This window comes from Planktotalea frisia (assembly GCF_001890925.1).
Taxonomy (GTDB): domain Bacteria; phylum Pseudomonadota; class Alphaproteobacteria; order Rhodobacterales; family Rhodobacteraceae; genus Planktotalea; species Planktotalea frisia.
The window spans coordinates 1-13,054 of record NZ_MLCB01000186.1 but is presented as its reverse complement, the minus strand read 5'-3'; the positions used below and the strand labels follow the sequence as shown (position 1 = coordinate 13,054).

The window sequence follows — 13,054 nt, the reverse complement described above, 5'->3', positions numbered from 1 at the left end:
CTCGAAAGCGGTAAAGGGCATTTTTCATGGCGCAGGACTTTGACTACGATTTGCTGATTATCGGCGGTGGCATCAATGGCTGCGGCATCGCGCGGGATGCAGCGGGTCGCGGGCTGCGCGTGGGCTTGGCCGAGATGAACGATCTTGCCTCTGCAACATCTAGTGCTTCGACCAAGCTGTTTCACGGCGGTTTGCGCTATTTGGAATATTTCGAGGTCCGTCTTGTGCGGGAAGCTTTGATAGAGCGTGAAACGCTTTTGCGCGCAATGCCGCATATCTCATGGCCTATGCGGTTTGTGCTGCCCTATCACAAAGACATGCGGTTCGAGAGCACAACGCCAACGTCCAAACTGCTTAGCTTTGTGATGCCATGGATGAAAGGGCGTCGCCCTGCATGGCTCATCAGGCTTGGTCTGTTTATGTATGATAATCTTGGTGGGCGCAAAATTCTGCCTGCGACGTTCACACTTGATCTACGTTCAGGCGTTGAAGGCGCGGTGCTGAATGATCGCTTCACCAAAGCCTATGAGTATTCCGATTGTTGGGTCGAGGATTCGCGCCTTGTGGTTCTGAATGCGCGCGACGCACAAGCGCGCGGCGCTGATATTATGGTGCGCACCAAAGTTACTGGCGCGCTGCGCAGAGATGATCATTGGGCCGTAACGCTTGAGGACGGCGAAGGCGCGCGCGAGGTGACAGCCAAGATGATCGTAAACGCCGCTGGCCCTTGGGTCGGTGATGTTCTGAACGGTACTTTGGGCCTGAACAGCCGCGAAGGTGTGCGACTTGTGCGCGGCTCGCATATCGTGGTGCCCAAGCTTTATGAGCACGACAAATGCTACTTCTTTCAAGGCGAAGACGGCCGGATTATCTTCGCCATTCCTTACGAGAACGACTTCACTTTGATCGGCACGACGGATGCAGATCACAGTGATCCTTCTCAAAAACCTGAGTGTACCCCCGAAGAAAAGGATTACCTTTGCGCTTTTGCGTCCAATTACTTCGCGAAGCCTGTCACGCGTGATGAAATTGTGTGGACCTATTCAGGCGTGCGCCCGCTTTACGATGATGGTGCGGATAATGCTTCCGCAGCGACGCGGGATTATACGTTGAAGCTGGATGACACTGCAGCACCTTTGCTCAATATTTTCGGCGGCAAGATCACGACGTACCGCCGTCTTGCGGAAAGCGCTTTGGCGAAGATCAGCACTCAGTTCGAAGGACTTAGCGGCAATTGGACCGCGGGTGTCTCTATGCCCGGTGGTGACTTTCCTGTGGATGGCGTGCCTGCGCTCATCGCAAAATTGCAAGCCAGCTATCCCTTCCTAAACGAACCTTGGGCGCGCCGCCTTGTGCGTGCTTATGGCACTGACGCTGCGGGTATGTTGGCGGATGCGAAAACGCTCGATGACTTGGGTGAGGATTTCGGTGCGAGTATCACTGCGCGTGAACTTGATTGGCTCAAAGCACACGAATTTGCGCGGACGGGTGAAGATGTCTGTTGGCGGCGCAGCAAGCTTGGCCTGCGTTTAACCCCCGCACAAGTTGCGCGTATCAATGCTTATATGACCGCTTAACGAAGCATGTTTGTCGGGCGTGTGATGCGCCGTGCGAGCATGCGTTCGCGCAAGAACACGAACAGACCCGCGCCCATAATCAGGATGATGCCAAAGCTGACCGCAAGGTCTGGCAATTCACCAAAGATGAAAAAGCCCCAGATCACTGCCAGCGGCAGTCCGATGTACTCAAATGGGGCGACTGTGGCCGCACTACTGACACGGTAAGCTTGGCCCAAGCAATAGCCGACGATAGCAGATAAAAAGCCAAGCCCGAACATAAAGGGCCAATCGCCAGCAGGCGGCCATTCCCATGCGCGCAGCAAAAAGACGACAGCGCCATTCTCGACCCCTTGGGCAAAGCGTCCATCGCCAGCCACCAGAAAAAAGCCAGCAGAGACGATGATAAACGTACATTGAATATAAATCGCCATGGCCGAGGCTTTGCTGCTTACGCCTAATTTGCGGGTCATCACTTGGTTAATAGCGTATGTCAGCGCAGCAATGATCGGCAGCAATAGGACAAGACGGTTCGCATCCGTGTCACCCAGACTTTGCCAAGGCCTTTGCATAATCAAAACACCGATAAAGCCGATCAAAACCGCACTCAGGCGCATCGGGCCGACCTTTTCACCCAGAATCAGAATAGAGAGCAAGGTGATCATCAAAGGCGCTGCAAAGAACAAAGCGGTGGTTTCAGCCAAAGGCAACACTGCGATAGCAGCGAAAAACGACATGTTAGACAGAACGACCATCAAGGCGCGCAACAGATGCAAACCGGGTGTCGAGGTCTTGAGCAATGACCACCCCCCTTCCATGTGCAGAAATATGAAAGAGATAAACAATCCCAAGAACGAGCGCGTGAAGACCAGTTGATGCAGCGGATAACCACCTGAAAGCTGCTTGATTAGCACATCATTTAAGGAAATTGCGGTCATACCGATCAGGATGAACAGGATGCCAGCGGTTGAGGTGTCGCGCGTTGTCATGCCCTTTGCCTATCTACCTTGTGCGCACAACGCCAGTCTGTTTGCGACTGGTAACATAAGCAGATAGGCATGTCGCAAGCAGGGGGCAAAAATGTCAGAAATTCTAAGCGTGCGCGATCTGGTGAAGCGGTATGACGATGGCTTTGAGGCGCTGAAAGGCGTCACGCTCTCGATCGTGCAAGGCGAAATTTTAGCACTACTTGGTCCCAATGGCGCCGGAAAAACCACGCTAATCTCAACAATTTGCGGAATTACCGAGGGCACCAGTGGCACAGTCACTGTGGGCGGGCACGATATTGTTAAAGGGTATCGTGAAGCACGTCGTATGATCGGGCTTGTGCCGCAAGAGATAAACCTTGAGCCATTCGAGCGGGTTATCAACACTGTCCGTTTTTCGCGCGGCTTGTTCGGCAAGCCCAAGGACGATGCGTATTTGGAAAAGATCCTGCGCCAGCTTTCGCTATGGGACAAAAAAGACAATCGCATCATGGAACTCTCGGGCGGGATGAAGCGGCGCGTGTTGATTGCCAAAGCGCTGAGCCATGAACCCGAGGTGCTCTTTCTTGATGAGCCGACGGCTGGCGTCGATGTGGAGTTGCGCAAAGACATGTGGGAAATCGTGGCGGGTCTGAAGGCGAGCGGCACGACAATTATTCTGACAACCCACTACATCGAAGAGGCAGAAGCGATTGCGGATCGCATCGGTGTCATCGCCAAAGGCGAGTTGCTTTTGGTTGAGGAAAAACAAGCGCTTATGACCCGCATGGGGCAAAAGCAGTTGCAGATTGATCTCAGCGCGCCGCTAGACGGCGTGCCTGATAGCCTTGCCAAATATGAGCTGGAATTGGTGCGCGATGGCAATGCGCTGCTCTACACCTATGACACGCGCGCAGAGCGAACAGGTATCACCGGACTGCTCGCAGATATTGCTAAAGCGGGTCTCAGCATGAGCGATCTACAAACCAAACAGTCGAGCCTTGAGGATATCTTTGTCGGTCTCGTCGCGGAGGACGCAGCATGAATTGGCAGGCAATCAGGTCGATCTATACATTTGAAATGGCGCGTTTTTTCCGCACTTTGATGCAGAGCTTTATCTCACCTGTCATCTCGACCTCGCTTTACTTCGTGGTCTTCGGTGCTGCGATTGGTAGTCGTATCGATCAAGTCGATGGTGTCAGCTACGGCGCATTCATCGTGCCCGGTCTCATTATGCTCAGTGTCATGACGCAGGCGATTTCTAATGCTTCTTTCGGGATATATTTCCCGAAATTTATCGGCACGATCTATGAATTGCTCTCCGCGCCTGTGAACTTCTTGGAGATTGTAATCGGCTATGTGGGTGCCGCGGCAACAAAGGCGCTGTTCATCGGCATCGTTATTCTAGCGACCTCTGCATTGTTCGTTGATTTGCAGATCCAACACCCGTTTGCGATGATGGCATTTATGGTGCTGACCTGTGTGAGTTTCTCGCTATTCGGCTTTATCATCGGCATCTGGGCGCAGAACTTTGAGCAGCTTCAATTGATCCCATTGCTGGTTGTCACACCTTTGGTGTTCTTGGGTGGCTCGTTCTACTCCATCTCGATGTTGCCACCGATCTGGCAAACGATCACGCTCTTTAACCCTGTTGTGTATCTGATTTCAGGTTTCCGTTGGTCGTTTTTCGGCATGGCGGATGTGCCGATTGGCCTGAGTTTGCTGGCAATCGCAGGCTTTACCGCGCTGTGCATGGTTGCTGTTTGGTGGATCTTCAAAACAGGCTGGCGTATCCGTAAATGAGCCCAAAGGTGAAACAGAACGTATTATTAAATCGGCGCACCTTGTTTCGCGCACTTGGGCAATCTACATCGAGAAAATGAAAAGATTTATTCCCTTCCTAAAATCAGAGCCAACAGTCGCGGTTGTGCGCCTGTCTGGCGTCATCGGCGGCAATGGTCGCGGTGCGTTGAATGATCAATCACTCGCGCCCGTGTTAGAAAAAGCGTTCTCGCGCGGCAAACCGGATGCGGTTGCGCTACAGATCAATTCGCCCGGCGGCAGTCCGGTACAAAGTTCTTTGATCGGGGCACGTATTCGTCGGCTGTCTGAGGAAAAAGAAATCCCAGTCATCGCATTTGTAGAAGATGTTGCTGCGTCAGGGGGCTATTGGCTCGCGGCAGCGGCTGATGAGATTTATGCAGACGAAAGCTCTGTTGTCGGCTCCATCGGGGTTATTTCTGCGGGTTTCGGCGCGCATGTTTTCCTTGCTAAACAAGGTATTGAGCGGCGCGTTTATACGGCTGGCACGTCCAAATCCATGCTAGATCCGTTCAAGCCTGAAGCAGAGGAAGATGTCGCGCGTCTGAAAGTGATGCTGGAGCAAATCCACACCAATTTCATACGCCACGTCCAAAAGCGTCGTGGGGACAAGCTCGATAAAGCACGCGAATTGTTCACGGGCGAAATTTGGGTCGGTGACGCTGCGAAAGAGGTTGGCTTGATTGATGGTATCGCCCATCTTGTGCCTGCGATGAAGGCGCGCTTTGGCGATAAAGTAAACTTCAAACGCTACGGTCCAAAACGCAGCTTCATGAGCCGCTTTGGTGCGCAGTTTGCAAATGATGCATTGTCAGGCATCGAAGAACGCGTGCAATTCGCGCGGTTTGGGCTTTGATGTGATCTTTAAAATTGTCACACTTTTTCTGGTTGGCATGGGCGTGCTTGCGATGTTCGGGAAACTCACGTTTCCGGGGCAAAAACAATTGCGTAACGCCAAATGTATCAAGTGTGGGCGCTTTAAGATTGGGCGCGGGCCATGCAGTTGTACTAAGGGAAAAGGGTAGATCATGATGGCATGGCTCCTGTGCGCGTTGGGTTTGGTGATCTTGCTTCTGGCAGGCGATGCGCTTGTCAAAGGGGCTGTGAACCTAAGTCTGCGCGTAGGTATTCCTGCCTTGATCGTAAGCTTAACGATTGTTGCTTTTGGCACGTCGGCACCTGAGCTTTTGATAGCCATTAACTCTGTTCTTGATGGCAAACCCGACATTGCCATGGGCAATGTGGTTGGTTCGAACACCGCGAATATCTTGTTGGTTTTGGGGTTCCCCGCAATTCTTGCGACGCTTCACACATCCGAATGCAATACGCGCAAAACCTATATTTTCATGATGCTTGCGACGGTTTTGTTTATCGCTTTGGCCTTCACTGGTAGCTTTGGGACATGGCAGGCGTTGGTACTTTTGGCTGCACTTTCTTATGTGTTGTTCGACGCTTTTCGCGATGCGCATTTGCACCGCAAGGACGCTGCTTTGAATGCTGTCGAGGATGAAGAAGAGGTCGAAGGCGCTGATCCTGATATGCCGTGGTGGCAAATCATTGTATTTCTCCTTTTGGGTCTGGTGGGCCTTCCTCTTGGGGCGGACTTGCTGGTGGACAACGCGTCTACAATTGCGCGCGAATACGGAGTGAGTGAAACAGTGATCGGCCTTACGTTGGTTGCGTTGGGAACGTCGTTGCCCGAGTTGGCGACGACGACGATGGCTGCGTTGCGGCGTCAAGCTGATGTTGTCCTCGGCAGCGTTATCGGCTCGAACATGTTCAACTTGCTTGCGATCGTTGGCATCGCGGCTTTGATCGGCCCAATTCCTGTTGCGCCCGAGTTTTTGAAATTCGATTTGTGGGTCATGATGGGCGCATCTGTTTTGCTCGCCCCGTTTGTTTTCTGGGGCTGGAACATCAACCGCGCTTGGGGCATCGGCTTGACCGCTGCATACTTTGGCTACATCGCGATTGTGCTCTTTTAGGAACTAGAATTCCTAGGCTTCGCGCCTGAGTTGCCTTGCCTATGGCAAAGACAGGCGAAAGTTTTGCACCGTTCATCGGTGCGTATGATAGACGTTAGTAAAATCTTAATGTTTTCAGGTGTTTACAAATTTTTAATTAATTAGTTGTTTACTTTCAGGGGGTTGCTGAATTGCCTAATTTTTAGGCAGTTCAGCGAAGTGGGCCAAATGCAAAGAAAAATTTGGGATCAAGGCAAACTATCCGCAGAGTTATCCACAGGAATGGTGGATGCCTTTTTGCTTGCTTGCGCGCTTGTGCCATTGCAGCGCAGTTTGAAGAATCATATCTATCTTTCATGAGCGAAGCACAGGAAACATCAAAGACCTCGAGCGAACCGCAACCGCGCGGAGGCGAGGTAATTCAAGGCTATCTCAAGACCCTTGATAGCTCGCCCGGAGTGTACCGCATGCTCGATGAGCAGAGCCGCGTTTTGTATGTGGGCAAAGCAAGAAATCTGCGCGCGCGTGTGTCGAATTATGCGCGCCCAACGGGCCATTCAGGCCGCATCGCCACAATGATTTCGCACACTGCGAGCATGATGTTTCTTACGACAAAGACGGAAACTGAAGCGTTGTTGCTTGAACAGAACCTGATCAAACAGCTCAAACCGAAGTACAATGTTTTATTGCGTGACGACAAAAGTTTTCCAAATATTTTGGTGAGCAAAGATCATTCCTATCCTATGATCTCTAAACATCGCGGCGCGAAGAAAGCAAAAGGGGCCTATTACGGACCTTTCGCGTCTGCGGGTGCGGTGAACCGAACTTTGAACCAGCTCCAACGCGCGTTTCAGCTACGCGATTGTAGCGATTCCAGTTTTGATGTGCGCACACGTCCATGTCTACAGCATCAGATCAAACGCTGTTCCGCGCCGTGTGTCGGGAAAATCAGTGAAGAGGACTACGCCGAGACCGTGCGCGATGCGGAGCGATTTTTGGCCGGGAAGTCGACAGAGCTTCAAGAGAAGTTGGCAGGCCAGATGGCGAAGGCTTCTGAGGAAATGGAGTTCGAGCGCGCCGCCGCGCTGCGCGACCGGATCAAAGCGCTGACGCAAGTTCAGACTGCGCAAGGGATCAACCCGCGTGGTGTGTCAGAGGCGGATGTGATCGCACTCCATATGGAGGGTGGACAGGCCTGCGTGCAGGTTTTCTTCATCCGTGCAAACCAGAACTGGGGCAACAAGGATTATTACCCGCGCTTGGCAGCGGATGTGGATGAGGCGGAAGTGTTAGAGGCCTTTATGGGGCAGTTTTACGACTCCAAGGATCCACCGCGTCAGATTTTGTTGAGCCACGCTTTGGCAAATGAAGATTTGATGGCAGATGCTTTGGCCCAAAAGCTTGGGAAAAAGGTGGAGTTGATCGTGCCCCAACGCGGTGAAAAGGCGGAGATCATGGATGGTGCCGTGCGTAATGCCCGTGAGAGCCTCGCGCGGAAAATGGCAGAGACGCAGGCGCAGAGTAAGCTGCTCAAAGGGGTCGCTGAGGCGTTTGGATTGGAAAAGGTGCCGCAGCGGATCGAGGTTTATGACAACTCACACATCCAAGGCGCGCATGCGGTTGGTGGCATGATCGTCGCTGGGCCCGAGGGCTTTGTGAAGAACGCGTATCGCAAGTTTAACATCAAAGGCGAAGACCTCTCACCCGGTGATGACTTTGGCATGATGAAAGAAGTCATGACTCGACGGTTCAAGCGATTGATTAAAGAAGACCCTGATCGCGAAAAGGGCGATTGGCCCGATTTGCTGCTGATTGACGGTGGTGCAGGGCAAGTGAGTGCGGTGCGCGAGATCATGGAGCTCTATGGTGTTAGTGATATTGCTATGGTCGGTGTAGCCAAAGGTGTGGACCGCGATGCGGGCAAGGAAGAGTTTTACCGCACAGGTCAGCGTCCTTTTGCGCTGCGTCAAAACGATCCGGTTTTGTATTTCATCCAGCGCATGCGCGACGAGGTGCACCGTTTCGCGATTGGAACACACCGTGCGAAACGTTCAAAGGCAATTGGAGCAACTCCGCTTGATGATGTTCCCGGTGTCGGGGCTAGTCGAAAACGTGCATTGCTCGCACATTTCGGGTCCGCCAAGGCAGTCGGGCGTGCAAATTTAGTGGATTTGAAGGCGGTTGATGGGATTTCGGCAGCTTTGGCGCAAGTGATCTATGACTATTTCCATGAACGAGGGTGATCTGATTGTGCGCGCAAGCGCGCGCTGGATGAGCCGCTAAAGCGGCAGAATGGGGCGCTGCCCCAAACCCCGGGATATTTATGAAGAGAGGAATGTGCTGCGCTGCGGCATTTTTGGTCAAGGGGGTATACTTATGGACTTAATAAGCCTATGCGCGGGGCTTGTTCGAACGGCAGGTATGCAATGACTGATTTTGAAAACGTAATTCCCACATTAAACGAGGCTTTGAAGGCCAAGGGCTATGAAACGCTGACACCGGTTCAGGTCGAGGTGTCTCAACCCGAGTTTTTGGATCAGGATTTGCTTGTCTCTGCGCAGACGGGCTCTGGTAAGACCGTTGCTTTCGGTCTCGCGATTGCGCCTACGATTTTGGAAGAGAACGGTCGATTTGAACGTGCGGCGACGCCGCTTGCTTTGGTGATCGCTCCCACGCGCGAATTGGCGCTTCAAGTGAAGCGCGAGTTTGATTGGTTGTTTGCGCCTGCGGGTGTTGTGTGTGCCTCCACCGTTGGTGGCATGGATTCGCGCACAGAACGTCGTGCACTCGAGCGCGGTGCGCATATTGTTGTGGCAACGCCTGGTCGCTTGCGCGATCACATTATGCGCGGAGCAATTGATCTATCAGCTTTGCGCGCAGTTGTGCTCGATGAAGCTGATGAAATGCTAGACATGGGTTTCTCGGAAGATCTGGAATATATTTTGGACGCGACTCCGCAGGATCGTCGCACGTTGATGTTCTCGGCTACGGTTCCACGAGGGATCGCCAAGTTGGCACAGAAGTATCAGCGCAAAGACACCAAACGCGTTGAGACGATTGGTGAAGGGCCGCAGCACGCGGATATCACTTACCGCGCCATGACTGTTGCACCGTCTGATACAGAAAACGCGATTATCAACACGCTGCGCTACTATGAGGCACAGAATGCAATCGTATTTGCGAACACCCGAGCCATGGTTGCGCGTTTGACTGCGCGTTTCTCGAACCGTGGATTTTCCGTCGTATCGCTGTCAGGTGAATTGTCTCAAAACGAGCGCACTCACGCTTTGCAAGCGATGCGCGACGGGCGCGCGCGCGTTTGTGTGGCGACGGACGTTGCTGCGCGCGGGATTGATTTGCCGAATCTTGAGTTGGTGATCCATGCGGATTTGCCCTCGAACGGCGAGACGTTGTTGCACCGTTCAGGCCGGACTGGTCGTGCGGGTCGCAAAGGTATTTCCGCGCTGATCGTACCGGGCCGTCAGAAATCCAAAGCAGAGCGTTTGCTCAAGTTTGCGAAACTCACAGCCGAGTGGAGCAATGCGCCCTCTGCTGATGACGTGAATGCGCGTGATGAAGAGCGCATGTTGAATGATCCATCTTGGTCAGAAGCAATGACTGAGGATGAGACAAGCTTCGCAGGCAAGTTGCTCGCACAGTATAAGCCTGAGCAAATTGCAGCGGCGTTCCTGCGTTTGCACCGTGCCAAACACTCTGCGCCAGAGCAGTTGGGTGAGGTAAAAGACAGCGGTCCACGAGACAAGCGCGATAAACGTGAGCCACGCGCACCGCGTGACTTCGGACCAAGCTCGTGGTTTTCGCTGTCTTTGGGGCGCAAGCACAAGGCTGAGCCACGCTGGTTGTTGCCGATGCTGTGCCGGAATGGAAACATCTCTAAGGATGATATTGGCGCGATCCGTGTTCAGTATCAGGAAACGTTTGTAGAGGTTCAAACCTCTGCTGTTGAGCGTATGAAGAAAGAGCTAGGCGAAGGTATGGACCTTGAGCAGGGCGCGAGTTTGACCGAGTTACCGGGCAAGCCTGACTTCGATTCATCGCCAAACGGTCCACCGGCTGATGGCGCGTCCAAGCCATACAACAAAGGCCCACGCGAAGATCGTCCTCGCGGCGACAAGCCGCGCTACGACAAGCCACGTGGCGACAACCCTCGCCATGATGGGCCGCGCGGCGACAAACCAAAGTACGATAAACCGCGCGGGGATAAACCGTCCTATGCAGACAAGCCACGCGGCGATAAGCCAAGCTATGGTGACAAGCCGAAGTTTGACAAGCCCAAGGGCAAAGCGCCGTATAAAGCGGACAAGCCTGGCAAGAACGATCCACGCCCACCAAAGCACGCGGCAAAATCGGGCACGCCGAACACGTCTAAGCCAGCGCGCGCGCCAAGCGCAGTAGATACGGGTGCCGTCGCGCACAAAGCGCCAGCTGCGCCTAAGCCCAAGTCGCGCAAAGGCGCTATGGATCCGTCCAAACCTATGGGCGATCGCAAAGCGCGTGTGAAAGCGGCCGCAGGCAAGCCTAAAAGTGGTGAAAGCAAACCTTACAAGGTGAAAACACGCGCCGGGAAAGGCCCTGACGCCAAGCCAATGCGCAAAGCACCACGTAAGCCATAAAATGTAAGCGCGAAGCGGGCTTGCGGGCGCACCGTCGCGCGCTTAGATATTGGGGATGAATATGACGATCCCCAATATGCTCACTGTGCTTAGATTACTCGCGGCGCCTGCTGTCGCTGTGATGTTTCTTTACTTCACACGTCCTTATGCGGATTGGTTCGCTCTTTGCCTCTTTGTTTTGGCGGCGCTGACGGATTGGGTGGATGGCTACCTTGCGCGTGCTTGGAAGCAAGAAACCAAGTTGGGTGCGATGCTGGATCCGATTGCGGACAAGGCGATGGTTGTCATTGCGTTGATGGTAATTATCGGATTCTCGTCGTGGTCGGCATGGCTTGTTTTGCCCGCAACTATGATCTTGTTTCGCGAAGTCTTTGTCTCTGGTCTACGCGAATTCCTAGGGGATACCGCTGGAACTCTGAAGGTGACCAAGCTGGCGAAATGGAAGACCACCGCGCAGATGGTGGCGATTGCCGTCCTCTTTAGCCAAGGCGTGTTTGAGCACTATTTAAGCATGTCCGCGTGGGGCATGGACCAAGCGATGTTCGAAGCAATCCTGAGCGGCGAAGAAGATGACGTGCTAGGCCTTGGTTGGAAATACCAAGGGATGGTGTGGTCGGGACGTGTTGGATTATGGCTCTTGTGGCTGGCCGCGGCTTTGACGTTAATCACGGGTTGGGATTATTTCCGCAAAGCGCTGCCGCATTTGAAGGACGACGCATAATGGATGTGCTCTATTTTGCTTGGGTGCGCGAGCGGATTGGCCTGCCGAAAGAAACGGTTGAGACGAAGGCCGCGACCGTCATAGAATTGGTCGAGGAGCTGCGCGCACGCGAAGAGCGCTATGCGCTTGCTTTTTCGGACTTAAGCGCTCTGCGTGTCGCCGTGGATCAGGATTTGACTGACTTTGACGCCCCGATCAACGGCGCGCGCGAAGTGGCGTTCTTCCCGCCTATGACAGGCGGCTAACCTGTGCGTGTTATTGTTCAAGAAGACGCCTTTGACGGTGGCGCTGAGTTAAATGCGTTTACCGCTGCGCAATCCAATATGGGCGCTATCGTGAGTTTTACTGGTATCGTGCGTGATGTGGCCGCAGGGCTCAAACAGATGGACATAGAGCATTATCCGGGCATGACAGAGCGTGCGTTGGAACAGATCGCGGCTGATGCGATGACGCGCTGGGATCTTGGGGATGTGTTGGTCATTCACCGCTATGGTCCGCTTCATCCTGATGAGCCGATCATGATGGTTGCGACTGCCTCAAAGCATCGCAAAGACGCGTTTGAAGCGGCGGACTTCTTGATGGATTTCCTGAAATCACGCGCGCCGTTTTGGAAGAAAGAACAGACGTTCGCATCCAATGATTGGGTCGCATCAAAACAAGAAGATGAAGACGCGCTCAAGCGTTGGTAATACGTGAAAAGTAGTATTTTCGCTATCAATACTGCCTGAAGTTGATAGCCTGCTTCTATTTTAAGAATTTGATAGAGGCATTTATGAAAAAGCACGTGGTTTTTATGGTCCATGGGTTGGGAGAACAAGTTCCCGGCGACACAGTGGACGAATTCGTTGGCGCTGCCTGCAAAGAGCTAGAACTCACGGGGCCCGTCACAAACAACACTCTAAATCTGGTGAATGCGGATGAAACAAAAGAGCATATATTAGGGCTCTTCCCGTCGCATCAACGTCGAATGAACGGACCAAATGAGGGCGAAGTACTGGTCTTCGCAGAAGTCCATTGGGCAGACATTTCACCTGCGCCGTCAGGGGTCGTCGCAACGGCTTTGGATTTGCTGCGCCTTGTGCTGGGCATGGGGTACATCGCGCTCGACAACGTTCAGAATAATGTGGTGCGCGAGAATGCTTGGGTTCAGGCTTTGGTGCCTTGGTTTGTGTGGCTCTTTTACGCGGTAATCGCACCGCTTAATCTGTTTTTGTTGATTGGTGCATTTGCGCTTTTGATCGACCCATATCCCTTTAAATTCAACACATATCCGGGATGGACCTACGCCCTTTTCGCCAGCTTCGGTGTGGGGTTTGCCTATTTCGGCTATTCGAGAGCTAGGCTCAGGACCCATTAATTGCCTTGATGCTGGTTTGTCGTCATGATTCACGAA

At 53.1% G+C, this 13,054-nt stretch carries 12 protein-coding genes; 11 read left to right on the top strand and 1 reads right to left on the bottom strand.

Going from position 1 to position 13,054, the window contains the following annotated elements:
- Nucleotides 1-26 precede the first annotated feature (26 nt).
- Nucleotides 27-1,577 carry a glycerol-3-phosphate dehydrogenase gene (gene glpD / locus PFRI_RS17130; RefSeq protein ID WP_072631923.1) on the top strand — a complete coding sequence of 517 codons (1,551 nt, stop codon included), beginning with the start codon at nucleotides 27-29 and terminating at the stop codon, nucleotides 1,575-1,577.
- On the opposite strand, the gene PFRI_RS17125 is transcribed toward glpD, so the two are convergent.
- Nucleotides 1,574-2,545: a DMT family transporter gene (locus tag PFRI_RS17125; RefSeq protein ID WP_072631922.1), complete on the bottom strand. Its 972-nt coding sequence runs from the start codon at nucleotides 2,543-2,545 to the stop codon at nucleotides 1,574-1,576. The two genes, glpD and PFRI_RS17125, sit on opposite strands and share 4 nt — an antisense overlap.
- A 91-nt stretch (nucleotides 2,546-2,636) precedes the next feature.
- On the opposite strand from PFRI_RS17125, the gene PFRI_RS17120 reads away from it, so the two are divergent.
- From PFRI_RS17120 to PFRI_RS17070, 10 genes are all read left to right on the top strand, one after another.
- Nucleotides 2,637-3,566: an ABC transporter ATP-binding protein gene (locus PFRI_RS17120; RefSeq protein ID WP_072631921.1), complete on the top strand. Its 930-nt coding sequence runs from the start codon at nucleotides 2,637-2,639 to the stop codon at nucleotides 3,564-3,566.
- On the top strand, nucleotides 3,563-4,324 hold the full coding sequence (locus tag PFRI_RS17115) for an ABC transporter permease (protein ID WP_072631920.1): 762 nt from the start codon (nucleotides 3,563-3,565) through the stop codon (nucleotides 4,322-4,324). Before PFRI_RS17120 ends, PFRI_RS17115 begins: the two co-directional genes overlap by 4 nt.
- A gap of 76 nt (nucleotides 4,325-4,400) precedes the next feature.
- Nucleotides 4,401-5,198 (top strand): S49 family peptidase, encoded by a 798-nt coding sequence (locus PFRI_RS17110; RefSeq protein ID WP_072631986.1) that lies wholly within the window; start codon nucleotides 4,401-4,403, stop codon nucleotides 5,196-5,198.
- A gap of 172 nt (nucleotides 5,199-5,370) precedes the next feature.
- Nucleotides 5,371-6,327 carry a calcium/sodium antiporter gene (locus tag PFRI_RS17100; RefSeq protein WP_072631919.1) on the top strand — a complete coding sequence of 319 codons (957 nt, stop codon included), beginning with the start codon at nucleotides 5,371-5,373 and terminating at the stop codon, nucleotides 6,325-6,327.
- Nucleotides 6,328-6,662: 335 nt separating this feature from the next.
- On the top strand, nucleotides 6,663-8,549 hold the full coding sequence (gene uvrC, locus PFRI_RS17095) for an excinuclease ABC subunit UvrC (protein ID WP_072631918.1): 1,887 nt from the start codon (nucleotides 6,663-6,665) through the stop codon (nucleotides 8,547-8,549).
- A gap of 183 nt (nucleotides 8,550-8,732) precedes the next feature.
- The gene (locus PFRI_RS17090; RefSeq protein WP_072631917.1) at nucleotides 8,733-10,940 is read left to right on the top strand and encodes a DEAD/DEAH box helicase; all 2,208 of its coding nucleotides are present in this window, start codon (nucleotides 8,733-8,735) and stop codon (nucleotides 10,938-10,940) included.
- Between the two features lie 55 nt (nucleotides 10,941-10,995).
- Complete coding sequence (gene pgsA / locus PFRI_RS17085; RefSeq protein ID WP_072631916.1) at nucleotides 10,996-11,661, top strand: CDP-diacylglycerol--glycerol-3-phosphate 3-phosphatidyltransferase; 666 nt, start codon at nucleotides 10,996-10,998, stop codon at nucleotides 11,659-11,661.
- On the top strand, nucleotides 11,658-11,906 hold the full coding sequence (moaD, locus tag PFRI_RS17080) for a molybdopterin converting factor subunit 1 (RefSeq protein ID WP_111445417.1): 249 nt from the start codon (nucleotides 11,658-11,660) through the stop codon (nucleotides 11,904-11,906). The genes pgsA and moaD overlap by 4 nt, the downstream gene beginning before the upstream one ends.
- 3 nt (nucleotides 11,907-11,909) lie before the next feature.
- Entirely contained in the window at nucleotides 11,910-12,350 is a 441-nt protein-coding gene (locus PFRI_RS17075) for a molybdenum cofactor biosynthesis protein MoaE (RefSeq protein WP_072631914.1), read from the top strand.
- Between the two features lie 83 nt (nucleotides 12,351-12,433).
- The gene (locus tag PFRI_RS17070; RefSeq protein ID WP_072631913.1) at nucleotides 12,434-13,018 is read left to right on the top strand and encodes a hypothetical protein; all 585 of its coding nucleotides are present in this window, start codon (nucleotides 12,434-12,436) and stop codon (nucleotides 13,016-13,018) included.
- Nucleotides 13,019-13,054: the final 36 nt, after the last annotated feature.

Excerpts from the sequence above, each read along its gene's own strand:
- glpD (WP_072631923.1), top strand. The coding sequence starts at position 27 with ATGGCGCAGGACTTTGACTACGATTTGCTGATTATCGGCGGTGGCATC.
- PFRI_RS17125 (WP_072631922.1), bottom strand. The coding sequence starts at position 2,545 with ATGACAACGCGCGACACCTCAACCGCTGGCATCCTGTTCATCCTGATC.
- PFRI_RS17120 (WP_072631921.1), top strand. The coding sequence starts at position 2,637 with ATGTCAGAAATTCTAAGCGTGCGCGATCTGGTGAAGCGGTATGACGAT.
- PFRI_RS17115 (WP_072631920.1), top strand. The coding sequence starts at position 3,563 with ATGAATTGGCAGGCAATCAGGTCGATCTATACATTTGAAATGGCGCGT.
- PFRI_RS17110 (WP_072631986.1), top strand. The coding sequence starts at position 4,401 with ATGAAAAGATTTATTCCCTTCCTAAAATCAGAGCCAACAGTCGCGGTT.
- PFRI_RS17100 (WP_072631919.1), top strand. The coding sequence starts at position 5,371 with ATGATGGCATGGCTCCTGTGCGCGTTGGGTTTGGTGATCTTGCTTCTG.
- uvrC (WP_072631918.1), top strand. The coding sequence starts at position 6,663 with ATGAGCGAAGCACAGGAAACATCAAAGACCTCGAGCGAACCGCAACCG.
- PFRI_RS17090 (WP_072631917.1), top strand. The coding sequence starts at position 8,733 with ATGACTGATTTTGAAAACGTAATTCCCACATTAAACGAGGCTTTGAAG.
- pgsA (WP_072631916.1), top strand. The coding sequence starts at position 10,996 with ATGAATATGACGATCCCCAATATGCTCACTGTGCTTAGATTACTCGCG.
- PFRI_RS17070 (WP_072631913.1), top strand. The coding sequence starts at position 12,434 with ATGAAAAAGCACGTGGTTTTTATGGTCCATGGGTTGGGAGAACAAGTT.